The organism is Hydrogenophaga sp. UC242_53 (assembly GCF_042696965.1).
In the GTDB taxonomy this organism is placed as follows: domain Bacteria; phylum Pseudomonadota; class Gammaproteobacteria; order Burkholderiales; family Burkholderiaceae_C; genus Hydrogenophaga.
The window spans coordinates 2,192,896-2,213,747 of sequence record NZ_CP170552.1; the positions used below are offsets into that span (position 1 = coordinate 2,192,896).

Annotated in this window: 17 protein-coding genes and 4 pseudogenes; 11 read left to right on the forward strand and 10 right to left on the reverse strand. The window is 68.3% G+C overall.

Annotated elements, in window-relative coordinates; all coding sequences use genetic code 11:
• Positions 1-2 precede the first annotated feature (2 nt).
• The 5 genes and pseudogenes from ACFJI0_RS10995 to ACFJI0_RS11015 all read right to left on the reverse strand — a co-directional run bounded on the left by ACFJI0_RS10995 (position 3) and on the right by ACFJI0_RS11015 (position 7,336).
• Entirely contained in the window at positions 3-1,295 is a 1,293-nt protein-coding gene (locus ACFJI0_RS10995; RefSeq protein ID WP_382324918.1) for a branched-chain amino acid ABC transporter permease, read from the reverse strand.
• Positions 1,296-1,298: 3 nt separating this feature from the next.
• Positions 1,299-2,333, reverse strand: a complete 1,035-nt coding sequence (locus ACFJI0_RS11000) for a branched-chain amino acid ABC transporter permease (RefSeq protein WP_382157790.1) — start codon at positions 2,331-2,333, stop codon at positions 1,299-1,301.
• Positions 2,334-2,414: 81 nt separating this feature from the next.
• Positions 2,415-3,650, reverse strand: a complete 1,236-nt coding sequence (locus tag ACFJI0_RS11005) for a branched-chain amino acid ABC transporter substrate-binding protein (RefSeq protein WP_382324920.1) — start codon at positions 3,648-3,650, stop codon at positions 2,415-2,417.
• Positions 3,651-3,786: 136 nt separating this feature from the next.
• Positions 3,787-5,430 (reverse strand): annotated as a pseudogene (locus ACFJI0_RS11010) (3-(methylthio)propionyl-CoA ligase).
• 181 nt (positions 5,431-5,611) lie between these two features.
• Positions 5,612-7,336 (reverse strand): carboxylesterase/lipase family protein, encoded by a 1,725-nt coding sequence (locus ACFJI0_RS11015; RefSeq protein ID WP_382324922.1) that lies wholly within the window; start codon positions 7,334-7,336, stop codon positions 5,612-5,614.
• 219 nt (positions 7,337-7,555) lie between these two features.
• On the opposite strand from ACFJI0_RS11015, the pseudogene ACFJI0_RS11020 reads away from it, so the two are divergent.
• From ACFJI0_RS11020 to ACFJI0_RS11050, 7 genes and pseudogenes are all read left to right on the forward strand, one after another.
• A pseudogene (locus ACFJI0_RS11020) lies at positions 7,556-7,714 on the forward strand (AraC family transcriptional regulator ligand-binding domain-containing protein); the annotation flags it as partial.
• Positions 7,715-7,823: 109 nt separating this feature from the next.
• Positions 7,824-8,411 carry an AraC family transcriptional regulator ligand-binding domain-containing protein gene (locus ACFJI0_RS11025; protein WP_382324924.1) on the forward strand — a complete coding sequence of 196 codons (588 nt, stop codon included), beginning with the start codon at positions 7,824-7,826 and terminating at the stop codon, positions 8,409-8,411.
• Positions 8,412-8,552 carry a helix-turn-helix domain-containing protein gene (locus ACFJI0_RS11030; protein ID WP_382324926.1) on the forward strand — a complete coding sequence of 47 codons (141 nt, stop codon included), beginning with the start codon at positions 8,412-8,414 and terminating at the stop codon, positions 8,550-8,552.
• A 44-nt stretch (positions 8,553-8,596) separates the two neighbouring features.
• A complete protein-coding gene (locus tag ACFJI0_RS11035) occupies positions 8,597-10,084 on the forward strand; it encodes a YdiU family protein (RefSeq protein ID WP_382325612.1) in 1,488 nt (495 codons plus the stop codon).
• A gap of 11 nt (positions 10,085-10,095) precedes the next feature.
• Positions 10,096-10,515, forward strand: coding sequence for a peptide-methionine (R)-S-oxide reductase MsrB (msrB, locus tag ACFJI0_RS11040; protein ID WP_382324928.1), 420 nt, complete (start codon positions 10,096-10,098; stop codon positions 10,513-10,515).
• Complete coding sequence (gene cysK, locus ACFJI0_RS11045) at positions 10,512-11,432, forward strand: cysteine synthase A (protein WP_382324931.1); 921 nt, start codon at positions 10,512-10,514, stop codon at positions 11,430-11,432. The genes msrB and cysK overlap by 4 nt, the downstream gene beginning before the upstream one ends.
• Complete coding sequence (locus tag ACFJI0_RS11050; RefSeq protein WP_382324933.1) at positions 11,429-12,454, forward strand: LLM class flavin-dependent oxidoreductase; 1,026 nt, start codon at positions 11,429-11,431, stop codon at positions 12,452-12,454. The genes cysK and ACFJI0_RS11050 overlap by 4 nt, the downstream gene beginning before the upstream one ends.
• 91 nt (positions 12,455-12,545) lie before the next feature.
• On the opposite strand, the gene ACFJI0_RS11055 is transcribed toward ACFJI0_RS11050, so the two are convergent.
• On the reverse strand, positions 12,546-13,505 hold the full coding sequence (locus ACFJI0_RS11055) for a YcjF family protein (protein WP_382324934.1): 960 nt from the start codon (positions 13,503-13,505) through the stop codon (positions 12,546-12,548).
• Between the two features lie 140 nt (positions 13,506-13,645).
• On the opposite strand from ACFJI0_RS11055, the gene ACFJI0_RS11060 reads away from it, so the two are divergent.
• The 3 genes from ACFJI0_RS11060 to ACFJI0_RS11070 all read left to right on the forward strand — a co-directional run bounded on the left by ACFJI0_RS11060 (position 13,646) and on the right by ACFJI0_RS11070 (position 15,414).
• Complete coding sequence (locus ACFJI0_RS11060; protein WP_382324935.1) at positions 13,646-14,194, forward strand: septation protein A; 549 nt, start codon at positions 13,646-13,648, stop codon at positions 14,192-14,194.
• 61 nt (positions 14,195-14,255) lie between these two features.
• Entirely contained in the window at positions 14,256-14,534 is a 279-nt protein-coding gene (locus ACFJI0_RS11065; protein ID WP_382324937.1) for a BolA family protein, read from the forward strand.
• A 100-nt stretch (positions 14,535-14,634) separates the two neighbouring features.
• Positions 14,635-15,414 carry a peptidylprolyl isomerase gene (locus tag ACFJI0_RS11070; RefSeq protein WP_382324939.1) on the forward strand — a complete coding sequence of 260 codons (780 nt, stop codon included), beginning with the start codon at positions 14,635-14,637 and terminating at the stop codon, positions 15,412-15,414.
• 68 nt (positions 15,415-15,482) lie between these two features.
• Here the strand turns inward: ACFJI0_RS11070 and ACFJI0_RS11075 are convergent, their stop codons facing one another.
• Positions 15,483-16,178 carry a heparan-alpha-glucosaminide N-acetyltransferase gene (locus ACFJI0_RS11075; protein ID WP_382325614.1) on the reverse strand — a complete coding sequence of 232 codons (696 nt, stop codon included), beginning with the start codon at positions 16,176-16,178 and terminating at the stop codon, positions 15,483-15,485.
• Positions 16,166-16,990, reverse strand: a complete 825-nt coding sequence (locus ACFJI0_RS11080) for an alpha/beta fold hydrolase (protein WP_382324941.1) — start codon at positions 16,988-16,990, stop codon at positions 16,166-16,168. Before ACFJI0_RS11080 ends, ACFJI0_RS11075 begins: the two co-directional genes overlap by 13 nt.
• Before the next feature lie 69 nt (positions 16,991-17,059).
• Here ACFJI0_RS11080 and ACFJI0_RS11085 point away from each other — a divergent pair.
• Positions 17,060-19,026 (forward strand): annotated as a pseudogene (locus ACFJI0_RS11085) (U32 family peptidase).
• A 5-nt stretch (positions 19,027-19,031) separates the two neighbouring features.
• Here ACFJI0_RS11085 and ACFJI0_RS11090 read toward each other — a convergent pair.
• Both ACFJI0_RS11090 and ACFJI0_RS11095 read right to left on the reverse strand, forming a co-directional pair.
• A pseudogene (locus ACFJI0_RS11090) lies at positions 19,032-20,004 on the reverse strand (DUF808 domain-containing protein).
• A 12-nt stretch (positions 20,005-20,016) separates the two neighbouring features.
• The gene (locus ACFJI0_RS11095) at positions 20,017-20,850 is read right to left on the reverse strand and encodes a phytanoyl-CoA dioxygenase family protein (protein ID WP_382324943.1); all 834 of its coding nucleotides are present in this window, start codon (positions 20,848-20,850) and stop codon (positions 20,017-20,019) included.
• Positions 20,851-20,852: the final 2 nt, after the last annotated feature.

Here is a 20,852-nt window from a genome sequence, read left to right on the forward strand (position 1 = left end):
GCTCACAGCGCCTCCCGCCGCTTGATTTCTTTTTCGATGTATTCCTGGATCTCGCCCCATTCGCGCAGGAAGGCGCGGCGCGTGAGTTCGAACAGGCCCAGGCCGGTGAGCATGACCATGCCCGCGCCGAACCAGCTGTTGATGCCCTTGGCGTCCAGTGGCACGCCGAGGAAGCGCAGTTCGGAGCCCAGGGTGGTGTTGAGCTGCAGGTGGTAGACCATCTCGATCATGGCCGCCGCGCCCACCAGCATCACCAGGGCGGTGCCGGCCAGCGCGAGGTAGCTCACCCAGAGTTCGCGCAGGCGCCCGAAGGCCGCCACGCGCAGGTTCATCATGATCAGGCTGGCGATGCCGCCGGGGGCGTACATCACCATGAACAGGAAGATCAGGCCCAGGTAGAGCAGCCAGGCCTTGGTGAACTCCGAGAGCAGCACGAAGGCCAGCACCATGAGGATGCCGCCGATGATGGGCCCGAAGAAGAAGGTGGCGCCACCCAGGAAGGTGAACAGCAGGTAGGCGCCCGAGCGCGCCGCGCCCACCACCTCGGCGGTGACGATCTCGAAGTTCAAGGCCCCCAGGCCGCCCGAGATGCCGGCGAAGAAGCCGGCGATGATGAAGGCCATGTAGCGCACGCGCTGGGTGTCGTAGCCCACGAACTCCACGCGCTCGGGGTTGTCGCGCACGGCGTTGAGCATGCGGCCCAGCGGCGTGCGGGTGAAGGCGAACATGAGCCCGACCGAGATGAAGGTGTAGACGGCGATCAGGTAGTACACCTGCACCTGCGGCCCGTAGGTGATGCCCATGAAGGGCTTGCCGGCCATGCGGTCGCCCGAGACGCCGCCTTCGCCACCGAAGAACTCGGGGATCATGAGCGAGAGCGCGAACACGAGTTCGCCCAGGCCCAGCGTGATCATGGCGAAGGTGGTGCCCGACTTGCGGGTGGTCACGTAGCCGAACAGCACCGCGAAGCCCACGCCCGCGAGGCCGCCCACGATGGGGATCAGCGACACCGGCAGCGGCAGCGAGCCGGAGGTCACGCTGTTGAGCGCGTGGATCGCCAGAAAGGAGCCCAGGCCGGTGTAGACCGCGTGCCCGAAGCTGAGCATGCCGCCCTGCCCCAGCAGGATGTTGTAGGACAGGCAGGCGATGATGGCGATGCCCATCTGCGAGAGCACCGTCATCGCCAGGCCGCTGGTGAAGATCCTCGGCGCCACGATGAGCAGCAGCGCGAAGAGGCCCCAGGTCAGCCAGCGCCCGACGTTGAGCGGCTTGAATGCGTAGTGTTTGGAGGTCATCGCTCAGCCCTCCCGTTTGCCGAGCAGGCCACGCGGCCGGAAGATCAGGATCAGCACCAGGAACAGGTACGGCAGGATGGGCGCGACCTGGGACAGCGTGAGCTTGACGTACGAGTTGTTGGCCACGGCGTCCGACAGCGGCAGGCCGATCTGCTGGGCCAGCGTCGCCAGCGAGTACTCGAAGGCCACGGCGAAGGTCTGGATGACACCGATGAGGATGGAGGCGACGAAGGCACCCGAGAGCGAGCCCATGCCACCGACCACCACCACCACGAAGATCACCGAGCCCACCGTGGCGGCCATGGCCGGTTCGGTGAGGAAGGTGCTGCCACCGATGACGCCGGCCAGGCCGGCCAGCGCGGAGCCCGCGCCGAACACCAGCATGAAGACGCGCGGCACGTTGTGGCCCAGCGACTCGACGGCTTCGGGGTGGGTGAGCGCGGCCTGGATCACCAGGCCGATGCGGGTGCGCGTGAGCAGCAGCCAGACCGAGGCCAGCATCACCACCGCCACCAGCATCATGAAACCGCGTGTGGCCGGGAACGGCGAGCAGACCACGCGGATGGCCGCGTCGGCGGCGCTGCACAGCTCGGGCGGCGCGGCGCCCCAGACCATGCGCAGGCCTTCGACGGAGTTGTTGATCAGGGTGAAGACCGGACCGCGCAGCTCTTCGGGCGGGCGGAACTCGACCGCGATGCGGCCCCAGACGAGCTGCACCAGCTCGACGATGACGTAGGACAGGCCGAAAGTCACCAGCAGTTCAGGCACGTGGCCGTACTTGTGCACCTTGCGCAGGCACTGGCGTTCGAACGCCGCACCCAGCAGGCCCACCACGATCGGCGCGATCAGCAGCGCGGGCCAGAAGCCCACGAACTGCGCCACCGTGTAACCCACGTAGGCCCCCAGCATGTAGAAGCTGGCGTGCGCGAAGTTGAGCACGCCCATCATGCTGAAGATCAGCGTGAGACCCGAACTCAGCATGAACAGCAGGAGCCCGTAGCTCAGCCCGTTCAGCATCGAGATGATGAAAAACTCCATTCCCTCAAACCTTCCTCATCGATGAATGAAAAAGAGCCCGATACGGCAACCCGCTCGGGCTCTTTGGATGGGTGTGGTGGTTTACCCGGGGCGCTTCATCTGGCAGCTCGTCGGCGTGCTCGACACGTAGTTGGGGTACTCCGCCACCGGCGCCAGCGTCATGCCGGTCTTCTCGGGGCTGTAGGGGTACTTGGCATCGGCCTTCTGCCAGACCGACATGTACAGCGGCTGCTGCAGCTGGTGGTCGTTCTTGCGCATCTGCACTTCGCCGTTGAAGCTCTTGACGGTGAGGCCTTCCATGGCGGCGGCCACCTTCACGGGGTCGGTGGACTTGGCCTTGGCGATGGCCGCGCCGAGGAACTCGAAGATGCGGATGGTGGAGCCGGTGTAGAAGTCGTCGTTGTACTTCTGGTTGAACTCCTTCATCCAGGCGTCCATCTGCCCACCCATGTTGTAGTGGTTGTAGGCGATCTGGTAGACCCGGCCGGCGCCGTTGGAGCCCAGCGCGGTGGGCGTGCCGGTGACGCCGGCGTAGTAGGTGAAGAACTTGCCGGTGTAGCCGTTCTCGTTGGCCGCCTTGATCAGCAGCGAGAGGTCGGAACCCCAGTTGCCGGTGATCACGGTGTCGGCGCCCGAGGCCTTGATCTTGGCGATGTAGGGGGCGAAGTCGCGCGTCTGGGCCAGCGGGTGCAGGTCTTCACCGACGAACTGGATGTCCGGGCGCTTGCGCGTGAGGGCTTCCTTGCCGAACTTCACGACCTGGTGGCCGTGCGAGTAGTTCTGGTTCAGGAAGTACACCTTCTTGATGTCGGGCTGCTTGGCGATGAAGCTGGCCATGGCTTCCATCTTCATGGAGGTGTCGGCATCGAAGCGGAAGTGCCAGTAGCTGCACTTGCTGTTGGTCAGGTCCGGGTCCACGGCGGAGTCGTTGAGGTACAGGACTTCCTTGCCAGGGTTGCGGGCGTTGTGCTTCTCGACCGCGTCGGCCAGTGCCAGCGCGACGGAGGAGCCATTGCCCTGGATGATGTAGCGCGCGCCCTGGTCGATCGCGGCCTTGAGCGCGTTCAGGCTTTCGGCCGGGCTCAGCTTGTTGTCGATCGGGGTGACTTCGAACTTCACGCCGGCCGGGTTGCCCTTGCCGCTGAACTTTTCGGCGAAGAACTGGTAGCCCTTGATCTGGCTCACGCCCACGGGACCGAGCAGGCCGGTCAGCGGGTCGATCCGGATCATCTTGACGGTTTCACCCGCCTGGGCAAACGACGCACCGGCGGCCACCAGCATGGCGGCGCCTGCAATCATCTTCACGGTCAGTTTCATACCTATGTCTCCTTGTTGTTGACGAATCGAATAGGCGCAGCGTAAGGGCTTCTGGTGCGGTGCAGCGTAGGGGATTGCCCGGGCTTCTATCACGCAGGCGACAAGGTGCCTTGCGATGGTGCGCCCGGGCCCCTTTTCACACGCCCGGCAGCACGTAGTCCTTGAGCTGCTCGCGCAGGGTCATCTTCTGCATCTTGCCGGTGGCGCCCAGCGGGATCGCCTCGACGAACACCACGTCGTCCGGGATCTGCCATTTGGCGATCTTGCCTTCGTAGAAGGCCAGCAATTCCTCGCGGCTGAGTTCGGTGCCGGGTTTCTTCACCACCACCACGATGGGGCGCTCGTCCCACTTGGGGTGCTTCATGCCCACGCAGGCCGCCATGGCCACGGACGGGTGCGCCATCGCGATGTTTTCCACGTCGATCGAGCTGATCCACTCGCCGCCGGACTTGATCACGTCCTTGCTGCGGTCGGTGATCTGCATGAAACCGTCGGCGTCGATGGTGCGCGACGTCGCCGGTGGGGAACCAGCCGTGCCCCTGCGCGTCGTAGCGCAGCGGGTCGCCGCCCTCGCCCTTGAAGTAGCTGGCGATGATCCAGGGGCCGCGCACCAGCAGGTCGCCGTAGGCCTTGCCGTCCCAGGGCAGCTCTTCGCCGGCCTCGTTGACGATCTTCATGTCGGCGCCGAAGATGGCGCGGCCTTGCTTGAGGCGAACCTTGAGCTGCTCGGCCGGCGACAGCGCCAGCTGTGCGTTCTTCAGCGTGCAGACCGTGCCCAGCGGCGACATCTCGGTCATGCCCCAGGCGTGCAGCACGTCCACGCCGTACACGTCGTTGAAGGCGCTGATCATGGCCGGCGGGCAGGCCGAGCCGCCGATGACGGTGCGGTTGAGCGTGCTGAACTTGAGGTTGTTGGCCTGCAGGTGGCCCAGCAGCATCTGCCAGACGGTGGGCACGCCGGCGGCCATGGTGACCTTCTCGGCCTCGATCAGTTCGTAGACCGATTTGCCGTCCAGCGCCGCACCGGGGAACACCAGCTTGCAGCCGACGGCCGCCGCCGCGTAAGGCAGGCCCCAGGCGTTGACGTGGAACATGGGCACCACGGGCAGCACACTGTCGCGCGCCGAGAGGCACATGGCGTCGGGAAGCGCCGCGCCGAATGCGTGCAGCAGCGTGGAGCGATGCGAGTACAGCGCGGCCTTGGGGTTGCCGGTGGTGCCGCTCGTGTAGCACATGCTCGAGGCGGAGTTCTCGTCGAAGGTCGGCCAGTCGTAGGTCGTGGGCTGTTGGCCCATCCAGGCCTCGTAGCTCCGCAGGCCGGGAATGCCGCTGTCGGCCGGCAGCTTGTCCGCGTCGCACAGCGCGATCCAGTGCTTCACCGTCGGGCACTTGGCCGCCACCGCCTTGACCAGCGGCAGGAAGGTCATGTCGAAACAGACCGCCTTGTCTTCCGCGTGGTTGACGATCCAGACCAGTTGCTCGGGGTGCAGGCGCGGGTTGAGGGTGTGCAGCACGCGGCCGGTGCCGCTCACGCCGAAATACAGTTCCAGATGGCGATAACCGTTCCAGGCCAGCGTGGCCACGCGGTCGCCCTGGGGCAGGTCCAGGCCGTCCAGCGCATTCGCGCCTGGCGCGAGCGGCTCGCGATCTGGCCCCAGGTGCTGCGGTGGATGTCGCCTTCCACACGGCGGGACACGATTTCGCCACTCGAGTGGTGCCGCTCGGCATGCACGATCAGCGAGGAAATCAAAAGGGGTTGGCTCTGCATCTGGCCCAGCATGGGGAGTCTCCTGTCGATGAGGGGGTTGGAATCGGCGTTCATCGTAGCGGGTTGCCCCGCACGGCTGCCCCGGGGATATCCAGGGGGAATGCCCTCGGTGTCCGTTGCGGGACACGATACCTCGGCCTTCATCAACATGGTGTTGCGTCGAATGGGGTGAATGGCGGTGGCTTGATCTGCCTCAAGGCACGGCGCTGATCTGCGCGGCCGTGAGCGAGGCGTTGAAATGCAGCTGACCGGGCCAGGCCGGCCAGGTGGCGCCCAGTGTGGCGTGGTTGGGGTTGCCGGTGCGGGCGAACTGGCCGACGCTGGCCATCATGTGGCCCGACAGCGCCTCGCGCCCTGCCCGGTTGGCGTTGCCGCCGATGGCGTTGGCGAACAGCGAAGGGCCGAAGTTGCCGAACACGAACGGCAGGTCGAAGGCGTGCGCGGCGCCATACACCGTGTTCCACGGCGCGGGTTGCTGCGCCCAGTCGAACCGGTAGTGCCAGATGTCGGCCTGCTGCGTGCGCAGCGTGTTGAGCACGTTGTCGCGGCCAACGCCGAAGGACGCCGCCGTGAGTTGCGCGGCCCGCGCGGTCCAGCCGGTCACGGCCGCGTTGGACGGCAGGTACGCGGCGTTGAGGAAGTCGCCCTCGGTCAGCAGCGTCGGCGCATTCGGGTCGAAGCCGAACAGCAGGTTGAAGAGCTGGGCGTCGGTCACGATGAAGCCGGCGGGCCCGCCCAGCAGCGTGAGGAAGCTGGGGAACAGCTTGCCCTCTTCCGCCGTGGTGCCGGCCAGAACGGGGACCTTGTTGTAACGGCCCGCCGCGAACTCGTTGATCGGGTTCAGCGGCAACACCGTGCCGTCGGGAATCGGGCCCGAACCCGTGAGGTTGTTGGCCAGCAAGGTGGTGAGCACGGTGCCGCCGGCCTTGCCGCGCAGGTAGTCCGCCACCTGCGGCGCCGACTGCGTGGCGATGTAGGCCTGCGCCGTTGGCAGGTCGACGGCCAGGCCATCGGCGATCACCAGCCGGGCCAGCAGCGCATTGCCCTGCGCCAGCGAGGCCGCTGCGTCGTTCAGCGAGGGGATGGTGCCCACCGGCAGGTTGCTCGCCAGCGAAATGCCGCCCGAGATCGGCACGGCCTTGTGGAACAGGCCCGCGCCCAGCGGCGAGGCGACCAGCGACCAGACGTTGGTCGCGCCGGCCGATTGCCCCATCAGCGTCACGTTGGCCGCGTTGCCACCGAAGACGGCGGCGTTCTGCTGCACGAACTTGAGGCCCTGCACGATGTCGAGCAGGGCGAAGTTGCCCGAATCCTCCGCGCTGTCGAGCCCGGTCTTGAGCTGCGGCAGGTTCATGAAGCCCAGCACGCCCAGGCGGTAGTTGAGCGTGACCACCACCGCATTGGCGCTGCGCGCCAGGGCCGCGCCGTCGTAGATGGGGTCGGCGGTGTAGCCGGTGATGTTGCTGCCGCCGTGCACGAAGACGATCACGGGCAGCCCGGTGGTGGCGCTGGCCGGCCGCCACACATTGAGGAACAGGCAGTCCTCGCTGCCCACCGGCGTGTTCAGCGTCGCGCCGATCGTGGCGTCGAAACGGTTGTTGGCGCCCGGCCCGTAGAGGCGGCCGTTCTGCAGACAGGCCGCGCCGAACTGGGTGGTGTCGCGTGTGCCGCTCCAGGCCGCCACCGCCGCGGGCGCCTTCCAGCGCCGCGCGCCCACCGGCGGCTGGGCGAACGGAATGCCCTTCCAGGCGTAGGTGCCGTTGGAGGCCGCGTCGTTGCGGCCCTTGATCGTGCCCTGGGCGATCTGCCGGACCTCCGGCCCCGGGACGGGCGGCGTCTCGCCGGACCCGCCGCCGCCGCAGGCCATCAAAGTCAGGCAGGCTGCGCCCGCCACCCACCACCGTGTGTTGCTGCCCATGTCTTGTCTCCTGTGATTCTTTGAAGCGATAACCCGCTTGCGCCAGCGCCTGAAATCCTTTTGAATTCCAGCTTCCCGCCGATGCCCACCGTCCTCGGAAATTCTAGGAACGGGTGCCCGATACGCCGCTATCGCAACACGACCAATCGAGTGACTTCACGACGCCACCACCCCAGCCGAAGAAGCAGTTCCGCCCTCTGGGTCAAATGCCTCGCCGACATGTTTGCCTCCCGGGGCCTGGACGCGCCGCGCCTGCTGGCCGGCGCGCGCATCGACGACGCCCTGCTGCAGGACCCGGACGGGCGGGTCGAAGTCGATGACATCACCCGCCTGTGGGAACTGGCCGTCGCCTGGTCTGGCAACCCGGCCCTGGGCATGGACCGCGAGCTGCCGGCGCGGCATGTCAACTTCGACATGGTGGGTTACGTGATGCTGGCGCAGCCCGACCCTCAAGGCCGGGCTGATCAACCTCTCGCGCTACTACGCCGTGATCTCGGACGCGATCACGCTCGACCTCGAACCCGACGGCAGCAACCACTGGATGGTGCTGGGCCTGATCGGCAACACCCGGCCGCTGCCGCGCCAGCGCCTGGAATACAGCCTGCTCACGGTGGCCACGCTGTGCCGCTGGATCACGCGGCGCGACGTGCAGCCCCAGGCCGTGGAGTTCGTCGACCCCGAGCCGGCGGATGCCCGGCCCTATGTGGCGGCGTTCGGCTGCCCGGTGCGCTTCGGCCAGCCGCGCAACCGGCTGCTGCTGACCAACCGGGACCTGGAGATGCCGCTGCTCTCCAGCGACCCGGTGCTGTTCGACATGCACCAGCGCGTGATCGAGTCGCGCCTGGTGCGGCTGGGCCATGCCAGCACCGGCCAGCGCGTGACCGAGGAAATCATCCACCGCCTGCACCTCGGCGAGCCGCGCCGCGAAGACATCGCCAGCAGCCTGGCCATGGCCGACCGCACCCTGCAGCGCCGCCTGCGCGAGGAAGACACCAACTTCCAGCAGCTGCTGGACGACGCCCGGCGCGACCTGGCGCAGAAGTACCTGGCCGAAGACCGCTACACCCTGGGCTAGGTGGCCGACTTGCTGGGTTTTGCCGACCAGAGCAACTTCTTCCGCGCCAACAAGCGCTGGTTTGGCGTGTCGCCGGGGCAGTACCGCGCCCGCCTGGCCGAGAGCGAGCCGCTGGCCGCGTCGCTGAACGCGTCGGATTGACCCTGCGCCCCGCCATGTCGGCCCCGATGCGGACAATGGTGGACATGAACCGACCCGTCGACATGGCCGCCAGCCTGGCGCTTGGCCTGGCCTGGCACAACCGATTCGCCAGCCTGGGCGAAGCCTTCTACACCCTCAGAGCCCCCACCCCCCTGCCCTCGCCCCACTGGGTGGGCACGAGCCCGGCCGTGGCCGATCTGCTGGGCCTGGACCGGACCTGGCTGTCCTCACCCGCCGCGCTCGACGCCTTCACCGGCAACCTGCCCATCGCGGGCACACAGCCGCTGGCCAGCGTGTACAGCGGCCACCAGTTCGGCCAATGGGCCGGCCAGCTGGGCGACGGCCGCGCCATCCTGCTGGGCGAGGTGGACACGCCTGCCGGCCCGCAGGAGGTGCAGCTCAAGGGCGCCGGCCTCACGCCGTATTCGCGCATGGGCGACGGCCGCGCGGTGCTGCGCAGCTCGATTCGCGAGTTCCTCTGCAGCGAGGCCATGCACGCCCTGGGCATTCCCACCAGCCGCGCGCTGTGCGTCACGGGCTCGCCCGCGCCGGTGCGCCGCGAGGAGATCGAGACCGCCGCCGTGGTCACGCGTGTGGCGCCCAGCTTCATCCGCTTCGGCCACTTCGAGCACTTTTCGCACCACGGCCTGCACGGCGAGCTGCGCCAGCTGGCCGACTTCGTGATCGACCGCTTCTACCCCGCCTGCCGCGAAGCACCGGGCAGCCCCTACGCGGCCCTGCTGGAGGCCGTGAGCGCGCGCACCGCCGAAATGGTGGCGCAGTGGCAAGCCGTGGGCTTCTGCCACGGGGTGATGAACACCGACAACATGAGCATCCTGGGTCTGACCATCGACTACGGGCCGTTCCAGTTTCTCGACGCCTTCAACCCCGGCCACGTCTGCAACCACTCGGACACCGGCGGGCGCTACGCCTACAACCGCCAGCCCAACATCGCCTACTGGAACCTGTTCGCGCTGGGCCAGGCGCTGTTGCCGTTGATGGACGACCAGCAGCAGGCGTTGGACGCGCTGGAGCCCTACAAGGCGCTGATGCCGGCCGCGCTGCAGCGCCGCATGAACGCCAAGCTGGGCCTGGGCCGCGCGGAAGATGGCGACGCCGAGCTCACCGAATCGCTGATGAAGCTGATGGCGGCCGACGCGGTGGACTTCACCATCTTCTGGCGCCGCCTGAGCCACGCCGTGGCCGGCCCGCTCGACCCGGTGCGCGACCTGTTCCTGCAGCGCGAGGCCTTCGATGCCTGGGCCATTCGCTGGCAGGAGCGCCTGCGGACCGAGCCCGGTTTCGATGCCGCCGCCACGCAGGCCCTCATGCTGCGCACCAACCCGCAGGTGGTGCTGCGCAACCACCTCGGCGAAATCGCCATCCAGCGCGCCAAGCAGGGCGACTTCAGCGAGCTTGCCCGGTTGCAAAACGCGCTGGAGCACCCATTTGAGGAAGCCCCTGGCCAGGAAGACCTGGCGGCCTTCCCGCCCGACTGGGCCAGCCAGATCGAAATCAGTTGCTCGTCCTAGGAGACCTCCCGATGAACTTCCCCGTCCAGAAAACCGAAGCCGAATGGCGCGAGCTGCTGGCCGCCAAAGGCGCCGAGCCGCGCGCCTTCGACGTGACCCGCCATGCCCACACCGAACGCCCGTTCACCGGCAAGTTCGAGCAGGTCTGGGCCGACGGCAGCTACCACTGCATCTGCTGCGGCAACAAGCTGTTCGACGCCGACACCAAGTTCGACGCCGGCTGCGGCTGGCCCAGCTTCTCGCTGGCCGTGCCGGGCGCCATCACCGAGATCACCGACCGCAGCCACGGCATGGTGCGCGTGGAGACCGTGTGCAGCCAGTGCGGCGCGCACCTGGGCCACGTGTTCGAAGACGGCCCCTCCCCCACCGGCCTGCGCTATTGCATGAACTCCGCCTCGCTGGAGCACCAACCGAAGAAGGACACGCCATGAAAGCCCAGAACATTCTCGACACCATCGGCCGCACCCCGCACATCCGCGTGCAGCGCCTGTTCGGCGACGCGAGCCAGCAGGTCTGGATCAAGTCCGAGCGCAGCAACCCGGGCGGCTCCATCAAGGACCGCATCGCCCTGTCCATGGTGGAAGACGCCGAGCGCTCGGGCGCGCTCCAGCCCGGCGGCACCATCGTCGAGCCCACCTCGGGCAACACCGGCATCGGCCTGGCCATGGTCGCCGCCGTCAAGGGCTACAAGCTGATCCTGGTGATGCCCGACAGCATGTCGGTCGAGCGCCGCCGCCTGATGCTGGCCTACGGCGCCAGCTTCGACCTCACCCCGCGCGAGAAGGGCATGAAGGGCTCGATCGCGCGCGCCGAGGAGATCGTGGCCGCCACGCCGGGCGCGTGGATGCCGCAGCAGTTCAACAACCCGGCCAACGTGGACGTGCACGTGCGCACCACGGCCGAAGAGATCGCGGCCGACTTCCCCGACGGCATCGACGTGCTCATCACCGGCGTGGGCACGGGCGGCCACATCACGGGCGTGGCGCGCGTGCTCAAGGCGCGCTGGCCCCAGCTCAAGGTGTTCGCGGTGGAGCCGTCGGCCTCGCCCGTCATCTCCGGCGGCAACCCCTCGCCCCACCCCATCCAGGGCATCGGCGCGGGCTTCATCCCCAACAACCTCGACACCAGCCTGCTCGACGGCGTGATCCAGGTCGACGCCGAACCCGCGCGCGACATGGCGCGGCGCAGCGCACGCGAAGAAGGCATCCTGGTCGGCATTTCCTCGGGTGCCACCTTGGCGGCGATCGCGCAGAAGCTGCCCGAATTGCCGGCCAAGGCCGTGGTGCTCGGTTTCAACTACGACACCGGCGAGCGGTATCTCTCCATCGAAGGCTTCCTCCCGGCATGAAAAACCTCTCCGACATCCGCCTGTCCATGCTCGACCTGGTGGCCGTGCGCGAAGGCGGCACCGTGGCCGACGCGCTGGCCGTGGCCCTGCGCACCGCGCAGCACGCCGAGTCGCTCGGCTTCACGCGCTACTGGCTGGCCGAGCACCACAACATGAGCGGCATCGCCAGCTCGGCCACGGCCGTGCTGATCGGCCACATCGCGGGCGGCACGAAGCGCATGCGCATCGGCTCGGGCGGCGTCATGCTGCCCAACCACGCGCCGCTGGTGGTGGCCGAGGCCTTCGGCACCCTGGCAGAGCTCTACCCGGGCCGCATCGACCTCGGCCTGGGCCGCGCGCCCGGCACCGACCCGCACACCATGCGCGCGCTGCGGCGCGACCGCGTGGAGACCGAGGCCGACTTCCCGCGCGACGTGGCCGAGCTGCAGCACCTGCTGGGCCCCGCCTCGCCCGGCCAGCGGCTCATCGCCAACCCCGGTGCGGGCACCAACGTGCCGATCTGGCTGCTGGGTTCGAGCCTGTTTTCCGCGCAGCTGGCGGCCGAGCGCGGCCTGCCTTATGCGTTTGCCTCGCACTTCGCGCCGCGCCTGCTGCTGCAGGCGCTGGATGTCTACCGCACGCGCTTCCAGCCCTCGCCCACGCTGGCCGAGCCCTACGCCGTCGTGGGCGTGCCGCTGGTGGCCGCGCCCACCGACGAAGAGGCCGAGTACCTCGCGAGCAGCACCTACCAGCGCGTGCTGGGCATCCTCACCGGCAAGCGCGGCCAGCTGCCGCCACCGGTGAAGGGCTTCATGCAAGGCCTGCACGCGCAGGAACAGGCGGCGATCGCCGATTTCCTGGCCGCCGCCGTGATCGGCGGGCCCGAGACCGTGCGCGCGGGCCTGCAGTCGCTGGCCCAGGTGACCCAGGCCGACGAGTTCATGATCGTGAGCGACCTGTTCGACCCCGCGCTGCGCCTGCGCTCGCTGAGCATCGCCGCCGAGGCGATGGCCACGCAGCAGCCGGTCGCCGCCTCCGCTTGACCAGAGCACCCGCGGAACCGGCTTTGCCGGGCCGCTGGGTGCGCCCCCTCGAGGGGGGAGACGCCGAAGGCGGCGCAGGGGTGCTTCTCGTCTATACCCCGCCGCGCACCATCTGCATCACCTGACCTGCATCCAGGGTCGCGGCTTTTTGCTGGATCTGCGGCAGGTACTGCGCCTGCATCTGCTTGGCCGGGCCCAGCAGGTCCTGGAAGCTCTGCTTGAGCAGCTCGGTGCTCATCACACGCCCGCCCGCGTAGTAGCGCCGGGCCACCTGGCCCAGCGCGTAGGTGGTGGCGAACGAAAACGCCATGCCGGTGGCCGCGCCGCCCAGGCGGCCCACGGTGCGCCCGGCGGCCTTGCCGAGCAGGCCGCCGAGCAGCTTGCGGCCGAACTGCTCCAGGTACTGCGAGGTCAGGCCCACGCCCACCGCCGCGATGAACTCGCGGATGTGGCCCTGGTCCAGCTCCACGCCGTGCGCCTTGCCGATCGCGTAGACCATCTTCACCTGCAGCGGGATGATGGCCATCGAGGCCCAGGACTGCGGCAGCAGCTCCAGCGCGCCGTTGAGCAGCGCGTAGTTCAGGATGGACTTGTCGAGGTCCACGCCCGGCGCCACGCTGGCGGCGACCACCGGGGGCGCCACGGGCACGGCGACCGGCACCGCCTTCTCCGCCGCGTCCAGGACGGCATCCGCCTCGCGCTCGAAGGCGGCGGCCTCGCCCGCGTCCAGCTTCAGGCGGGCCTTGAGATCGCTCAGGAAAGCCGCCTCGGCCGGGCTTTGCCGTCCGTCGGCGTCGCACACACAGACCGCCATTTCGTAGGCGAGCTGCCGTTGCCCGGCGTCCGGCAGGCCGGCCACCGCATCGGCCAGCGACACGCGCTTGAGCAGCACGTCCTGGTACAGGCGCACCAGCACGGTGCCGCCCGATTCGTGCGGCAGCGATTCGGCCATGCGCCGGATCGCTTCGCGCTCGGCGTCGGCTTTGTTGCCGTCGGCGAACGCGGCCAGCAAGGCGATGGAGAGGATGGACTGCTGTTCCTGTGGGGTCATGCGCGCGAGGCTCCTGGAGAAAGGGTGAATCGGGACCGGGGACACGATAGAGAGCCTCTGCCGGGCCGCAAGTTCCGCTCGGCCGCCGCGCCCAAAGCCCCGCTTAAGGATGCGTCATATCCAAGCCCGATAATCGCCGCATGCGTTTTCTCATCGATTTTTTCCCCATCGGCCTTTTCGTCGTGGCCTACAAGATGGCCGACATCTACACCGCCACCGGTGTGCTGATGGCCGCCACCCTGGTCCAGACCGCCCTCATCTACGCGCTCGACCGCAAGCTGCAGACCCTGCACAAGGTCACGCTGGTGCTGGTGCTGGTGTTCGGTGCGCTCACGCTGTTCCTTCAGGACGAGCGCTTCATCAAATGGAAGCCCACCGTGCTGTACGCGAGCATGGCGATCGTGCTGGCGGCCGCCCTGTGGATCTGGAAGAAGAATTTCCTGCAGATCCTGCTGGGCAGCCAGCTCAACCTCCCCACGAACGTGTGGGCCCGGCTCACCGTGGCCTGGGTCGGCTACTTCCTGTTCATGGCGGGCATCAACGCCTATGTGGCGGCCTACTACTCGACCGAAGACTGGGTGAACTTCAAGCTCTGGGGCTATGTGTTCCCGGTGGTCTTCATCGTGGGCCAGGGCCTGTACATCGCGCGTTACCTCAAGGACGACGACGCCGTGGAGAAGAAGCCATGAGCTCCCGCCCGGCCGCTCCGAAGGGGGCTCGCACCGCAGCCCGCAGGGTGGAGGTACTCCAATGAGCGACACCGCCGTGGTCCCCACCGCCGCCGCGATCGAGGCGCGCCTGCGCGAAGCCCTCACCCCCACCGTGCTCGAAGTGCTGGACGAAAGCGCGGCCCACGCCGGCCATGCGGGCGCCAATGGCCTGGGCTATGGCACGCATTTCCGTGTGCGCATCGGCGGGCCCGCGTTCGTTGGCCGCACGCGGGTGGCGCAGCACCGCCTTGTGTATGATGCGCTGCAAAAATTCACCGAGGCGGGGCTGCATGCCCTGGCCATCGAAATCAAGGCCTGAAGGCCGACCACACCCCATTCAGCCGCTACGTTCTGATACCTGATTGCTGAAACCCTGCCCCTGGCGGCGGCTCCAACCCCCTTTTATCCCGAGGAACACCATGAAATTCTCCCTGACGGCCCTCACCGCGGCTGCCCTCATCACGGCAGCGCCCTGGGCCCTGGCACAGAACGTGGCCATCGTCAACGGCAAGCCCGTTCCCACGGCGCGCCTGACGGTGCTGGAGCAGCAGATCGCCGCCTCCGGCCGCCCGGTGGACGACAACGTGCGCGCCCAGCTCAAGGAAGAAGTGGTGCTGCGCGAGGTCTTCATGCAGGAAGCGCAGAAGCGCGGCATCGCCGCCACCGAGGAATACAAGAACCAGATGGAACTGGCGCGCCAGACCATCATGATCCGAGCCCTCTTCACCGACTACCAGAAGAAGAACCCGGTGACCGACGTCGACGTCAAGGCCGAGTACGACAAGTTCGTGGCGGCCAACGGCGGCAAGGAATACCGCGCGCGCCACATCCTGGTGGAGAAGGAAGACGAAGCCAAGGCCATCATCGCCAGCCTCAAGAAGGGCGGCAAGTTCGAAGAGATCGCCAAGAAGCAGTCGAAGGACCCGGGATCCGGCGCCAACGGGGGTGACCTGGACTGGGCGGCCGCGGCCAGCTACGTGCCGGAGTTCTCCGAAGCCATGGTCAAGCTCGAAAAGGGCCAGCTGACGCAGGAGCCGGTGAAGACGCAGTTCGGCTGGCACATCATCCGCGTGGACGACGTGCGCACCGCCGAACTGCCCAAGCTGGAGGACATCAAGCCGCAGATCGAGCAGCAGATGCAGCAACAGAAGCTGGCCGAGTTCCAGAAGACGCTGCGCGAAAAGGCCAAGATCCAGTAAAGCGTTTCGCCTCTTACACGAAAAAGCGCGGCCGGTCCGCGCTTTTTTTGTGCCCGGCGCTCGTCCGCTCAGCGCATCTGGGCGGCGACCCAGACCAGGCCCAGCAGCACCGGCTGGTGCAGCAGGTAATAAGACAGGCTCCAGCGCCCCAGCGTCACCAGGCCCCTTCGCACACCGGTGGCCGCCGCGTCGGCCGTGCCCAGCCAGTGCGGCCGGTGCCACAGGGCCCACTGGCCGGCCGCCATGCCCCACCACATCACGCCCAGCCAGGGCGCCAGCGGCACATAGTCTTCGGTGATCGGCTTGCGGTTGATCAGGCCCAGCCAGTTGAGGGCCGGGGTGTTGAGCACGTCCAGCGCCGGCCAGGTGGCGATGGCGTGTGGCGCCGCGAACTTGAACGCGATGACCAGCGCGCCCAGCCACCACAGCCAGGCGCCCCACCCCGCCGTGAGCCGCACGATGATCAGCATGGCCGCGATGCCGTGCAGCACGCCGAAGTAGATGAAGCTGTTCGGGAACATGGCCACCGAGCCCGCCGTGACAAGCAGCGCCGCCCCGGCCACCTGCAGCCAGCGCCGCCAGAAGCGCGCCCAGGTCTGCCCCTGGTGCAGGGCCACGGCCTGGGACAGGCCGGCGGTGAACAGGAACAGGCTGACGATGGCGGTGCGTTGCCCGGTCCAGACCGGGTCGCGGTAGAAGTCTTCGTTGATGAAGCCGAAGAAATCCAGGTCGAAGCAGAAATGGAACGCGGTCATCCACAGCATGGCCGCCGCGCGCAGCAGGTCGATGCGGTCCAGGCGCTGTGCCACGGCGGTGCTTTCAGGCGGCGGAAGCGCGGTGGATGCCCAGCAGCATCTCGGCCAGGGCCTGCGGTTCGCTCACCATCGGGTCGTGCCCGGTGGCCAACTCCAGCACCTGCCAGCCGGGTTCGCGGCGCACGCGCTCGCGCGCGGGAGCGATGGTGGCGCAGCGCGGGCGAGGTGCAGTCGATGAAGGTGCGGGGCACGGCATTCACGAGCGCGGCGTCAAAATCCAGCGGTTGCTGGTAGAGCCGGTAAGGCTGGGGGGTCTGGCGGCGGTTCACCCAATCGCGGTCTGAACCCTCCAGCCCGAACAGCTTGGCGTCGGGCGGCGGAAAGCTCAGGCCGCCGCTGGGTTTCGCGGCATCGGCGCGGGCCTGTTTGGTTTCGGCCGAATGGTGGCTGCTCCAGCTGTCGCCGGGATACGGCACGGCCGCGTCCAGGTAGACCAGGTGCGCCAGGCAGCCGGGGCGCTCGCGCTGCAGGCGGTCGGCGACGCCGGTGACCACCACGCCCGCGTAGCTGTGGCCCACCAGCACGATGCGCTGCAGTTCCTCGGCCTCGACCAGGCCGAACACGTCCTGGATGTGGGTGTGCAGGTCCACGGCCAGGCTGAGCAGGTGGGCGCGTTCGCCCACGCCGGTGAGGGTGACGGCGTGCGCCTCCACGCCCGCGCCGCGCAGCAGCGGCAGCACGCGGCGCCAGCACCAGGCGCCGTGCCAGGCCCCGTGGACCAGCACGACAGCGGTTTTTGGGGTGTCGGGGCTTGGGGACATGGACGTTCTCCTGGACAATATCGGGCTGTTTTTCCTGGCCCGATTCTGCCCGCTCCACGACCGACCGCCATGCTGCCCCACCAGATTGAACTGCTCTCCCCGCCCGCGACGCCGAGATCGGCATCGAGGCGGTGAACCACGGCGCCGATGCGATCTACATCGGCGGGCCCTCGTTCGGCGCGCGCACCAGCGCCGACAACCGCGTGCAGGACATCGCGCGCGTGGCCCGGCACGCGCACCGCTTCGGCAGCCGCGTCTACGTGACCATGAACACCATCCTGCGCGACGACGAGCTGGAGGGCGCGCGCAAGCTGGCCTGGCAGCTGTACGACGCGGGCGTGGACGCGCTGATCGTGCAGGACATGGGCCTGCTGGAGATCGACCTGCCCCCGATCCAGCTGCACGCGAGCACGCAGACCGACATCCGCACGCCCGAGAAGGCGCGTTTCCTGCAGGACGCGGGCCTGTCCAAGCTGGTGCTGGCGCGGGAACTCACGCTGCCGCAGATCGCCGCGATCCGTGACGTGCTGGATGCCGAGCGCTGCCAGATCGAGTTCTTCATCCACGGCGCGCTGTGTGTGGCCTACAGCGGCCAGTGCTACGTGAGCCATGCCCACACCGGGCGCAGCGCCAACCGCGGCGACTGCTCGCAGGCCTGCCGCCTGCCCTACGAGGTGAAGGACAGCCAGGGCCGCATCGTCGCGCACGACAAGCACGTGCTCTCGATGAAGGACAACAACCAGAGCGACAACCTGCGCGAGCTCATCGACGCGGGCGCGCGCAGCTTCAAGATCGAAGGCCGCTACAAGGACATGGGCTACGTCAAGAACATCACGGCGCACTACCGCCGCCTGTTCGATCAGATCCTGGACGAGCGGCCCGAGCTGGGCCGGGCCTCGAGCGGCCGCTGCACCTTCGGCTTCACCCCCGACCCCGGCCAGAACTTCAACCGCGAGTTCACCGACTACTTCGTGCAGGGCCGCCAGGAGGACATCGGTGCCTTCGACACGCCCAAGAACCCGGGCCGGCCCATCGGCTGGGTGAGCAAGGTCGGGCCCAACTTCGTCGAGATCGAAACCGACGACCCAGCCACCGTGGTGCACAACGGCGACGGCCTGTGTTACCTCGACCTGCACAAGGAACTGGTGGGCCTGCAGATCAACCGCGCCGAACCCACGGGCACGCCGGGCCAGTGGCGCGTGTTCCCCAAGGACGCGATGGAGGGCCTGCGCCACCTCAAGCGCGGCACGGTGGTCAACCGCAACCGCGACGTGGACTGGGTGCGCACGCTGGAGAAAAAATCGGCCGACCGCCGCATCGGCGTCTGGCTGCGGCTGGACGACACGGCCGAGGGCTTGACGCTCACCGCCACCGACGAAGACGGCCACTGCGCCGCTGCCACCCTGCCCGGCGCGCTGGAGCCGGCCAAGGACGCCGCCCAGGCCGAGGCCCGGCTGCGCGAAGGGCTCTCTCGCCTGGGTGAGACGGTGTTCGAGCCGATCGACGTGTCGCTGCAGCTCTCGCAACCCTGGTTCGTGCCGGCCTCGCTGCTCAACCCGCTGCGGCGCGACGCCATCGCCGCGCTGGAAGCCGCGCGCGCCTCGGCCTGGCAGCGCCTGCCCCGCGCCACCCCGGTGGAGCCACCGGTGAGCTACCCGGAAGACACCCTGACCTACCTGGCCAACGTGTTCAACCACAAGGCGCGCGACTTCTACGCGAAACACGGCGTGAAGGTGATCGCCTCGGCCTACGAGAGCCACGAGGAAGAAGGCGAAGTGAGCCTGATGATCACCAAACACTGCGTGCGCTTCTCGCTCAGCCTGTGCCCCAAGCAGGCCAAGGGCGTCACCGGTGTGCAGGGCACGATCCGCGCCGAGCCCATGAGCATCACGCACGGCAGCGAGAAACTCACGCTGCGCTTCGACTGCAAGCCCTGCGAGATGCACGTGGTCGGGCGCATCAAGCCCGCCGTGATGCAGGCCGTGCCGGCCAGCCCGCTGAAGTTCTACCGCACGCGGCCTGCCACGACCGCCTGAGGCACTCAGGCGGTCTTCGCGCCGCCGCGCAGGCGCTTGCCCAGGCTCACCAGGGCCAGCACCACCCCACCGGCGACCAGGCCCGCGAGCGCGCCCGCCAGGCTGGAAGCGAGCGAGCCGATCCAGCCCAGCGTGGCGGCGAAGGCCTCGATGCCATGGCCCAGCGCTGGGATGCCATGCACCAGGATGCCACCGCCGACCAGGAACATGGCGGCGGTGCCGACCACCGACAGCGTTTTCATCAGCCAGGGCGCGGCCGCGAGGATGCCGCGGCCCAGGGACTGTTTCCAGGCCGCGGCCTGCTGGTTGAGGTGCAGGCCCAGGTCGTCGAGCTTGACGATGCCCGCCACCAGGCCGTAGACGCCGATGGTCATGATCAGCGAGATGCCCACCAGCACGGCGATGCGCTGGCCCATGCCGACGGCGGCCACCGTGCCCAGGGTGATCACGATGATCTCGGCCGACAGGATGAAGTCGGTGCGCACCGCGCCCTTGATCTTCTGCTGCTCGAACGCCACCAGATCGACGCTTTCGTTGGCCGCGGCCTCCACCAGCGCTTCGCGGTTCGCCGCGTCTTCCGCCTGGTGCGGGCCGAAGGCGTGCCACAGCTTCTCGGCGCCCTCGAAGCACAGGAACAGGCCGCCGAGCATCAGCAGCGGCGTGATGGCCCAGGGGGCGATCACGCTGATGACCAGCGCGCTGGGCACCAGGATGGCCTTGTTGAGGAGCGAGCCCTTGCGCAACGGCCCAGACCACGGGCAGCTCGCGGTCGGCCTTCACGCCGGTGACCTGCTGGGCGTTGAGCGCGAGGTCGTCGCCCAGCACGCCGGCGGTCTTCTTGGCCGCCAGCTGGGTCATGGCAGCCACGTCGTCCGCCACGGCCGCGCTCTTGCGCGCCGCCACCTTGGTCATCAGGGCCACATCGTCGAGGATGGTGGCGATGTCGTCGATCAGCGCGAGCAGGCTGGTTCCGGCCATGGGGCGGCCCTTTCAGGAGTGGGTGTTGTCGTGGGAGGGCCAGACGGGCGGAAACAGGGGATCGTCGAGCTCGGCGCCATCGGCCATGCGCTCGGCTAGGCCGGGAAACGGCGGCGAGGTGCGCCAGGGCCGGGGTGCATGGCGCGCGTCTTCGCCCAGGTAGCGGGCCGAGAACACGCGACGGCGCTGCCCCGGGCCCACGCCGCTGGAGGCGTGCAGCGCGAGCATGTGGAAGGCCACGCAGTCGCCGGGCTCGAGTGCCCAGGCCAACTGGCGGAAACGGTCGGGCTCGGCGTCGATGGCCGGCAGCTCGGCCAGCGTGCCTTCGGGGAACCAGCGGGCCTGCTGGTCGCGGAAGGTGCGCGGCATGTACCAGGTGCCGGCATGCGAGCCGGCCACGAAACGCAGCGTGCTGGCCAGCGGCACCGGGTCCACGGGAATCCAGAAGCTCACGTTCTGGCGGCCACTGACGTTGTAGTACGGCTGGTCCTGGTGCCAGGGCGTGGGCTGGCGCGTGCCAGGCTCCTTGACCAGCAAATGATCGTGGTAGATCCGGGCCGTGCGGCTGTGCATGAGCTGGGTGGCGATGTGCGGCAGGGCCGAATCGCGCAGGATGCGCTGGTACGACGGGTTGTCCTGCCAGGTGCAGAAGTCCTCGACGAAACGGCCCGGGTCGTCGGGTTCGCTCGCCACCAGCGCCAGCGGGCTCAGATGCGCCAGGTTGTGCTCGATGCCGCGTTCGAGCAGGGCCAGTTCGTCGGCATTGAACACCCCGCGCAGCACCACGGCGCCGTCGGTGGCGAAATCGGTGGCGGTGCCCTCAGGCAGAAAGAGTTCTCGGGCCATGC

Excerpts from the sequence above, each read along its gene's own strand:
- ACFJI0_RS10995 (WP_382324918.1), bottom strand. The coding sequence starts at position 1,295 with ATGACCTCCAAACACTACGCATTCAAGCCGCTCAACGTCGGGCGCTGG.
- ACFJI0_RS11000 (WP_382157790.1), bottom strand. The coding sequence starts at position 2,333 with ATGGAGTTTTTCATCATCTCGATGCTGAACGGGCTGAGCTACGGGCTC.
- ACFJI0_RS11005 (WP_382324920.1), bottom strand. The coding sequence starts at position 3,650 with ATGAAACTGACCGTGAAGATGATTGCAGGCGCCGCCATGCTGGTGGCC.
- ACFJI0_RS11015 (WP_382324922.1), bottom strand. The coding sequence starts at position 7,336 with ATGGGCAGCAACACACGGTGGTGGGTGGCGGGCGCAGCCTGCCTGACT.
- ACFJI0_RS11035 (WP_382325612.1), top strand. The coding sequence starts at position 8,597 with ATGAACCGACCCGTCGACATGGCCGCCAGCCTGGCGCTTGGCCTGGCC.
- msrB (WP_382324928.1), top strand. The coding sequence starts at position 10,096 with ATGAACTTCCCCGTCCAGAAAACCGAAGCCGAATGGCGCGAGCTGCTG.
- cysK (WP_382324931.1), top strand. The coding sequence starts at position 10,512 with ATGAAAGCCCAGAACATTCTCGACACCATCGGCCGCACCCCGCACATC.
- ACFJI0_RS11050 (WP_382324933.1), top strand. The coding sequence starts at position 11,429 with ATGAAAAACCTCTCCGACATCCGCCTGTCCATGCTCGACCTGGTGGCC.
- ACFJI0_RS11055 (WP_382324934.1), bottom strand. The coding sequence starts at position 13,505 with ATGACCCCACAGGAACAGCAGTCCATCCTCTCCATCGCCTTGCTGGCC.
- ACFJI0_RS11060 (WP_382324935.1), top strand. The coding sequence starts at position 13,646 with ATGCGTTTTCTCATCGATTTTTTCCCCATCGGCCTTTTCGTCGTGGCC.
- ACFJI0_RS11065 (WP_382324937.1), top strand. The coding sequence starts at position 14,256 with ATGAGCGACACCGCCGTGGTCCCCACCGCCGCCGCGATCGAGGCGCGC.
- ACFJI0_RS11070 (WP_382324939.1), top strand. The coding sequence starts at position 14,635 with ATGAAATTCTCCCTGACGGCCCTCACCGCGGCTGCCCTCATCACGGCA.
- ACFJI0_RS11075 (WP_382325614.1), bottom strand. The coding sequence starts at position 16,178 with ATGCTGTGGATGACCGCGTTCCATTTCTGCTTCGACCTGGATTTCTTC.
- ACFJI0_RS11080 (WP_382324941.1), bottom strand. The coding sequence starts at position 16,990 with ATGTCCCCAAGCCCCGACACCCCAAAAACCGCTGTCGTGCTGGTCCAC.
- ACFJI0_RS11095 (WP_382324943.1), bottom strand. The coding sequence starts at position 20,850 with ATGGCCCGAGAACTCTTTCTGCCTGAGGGCACCGCCACCGATTTCGCC.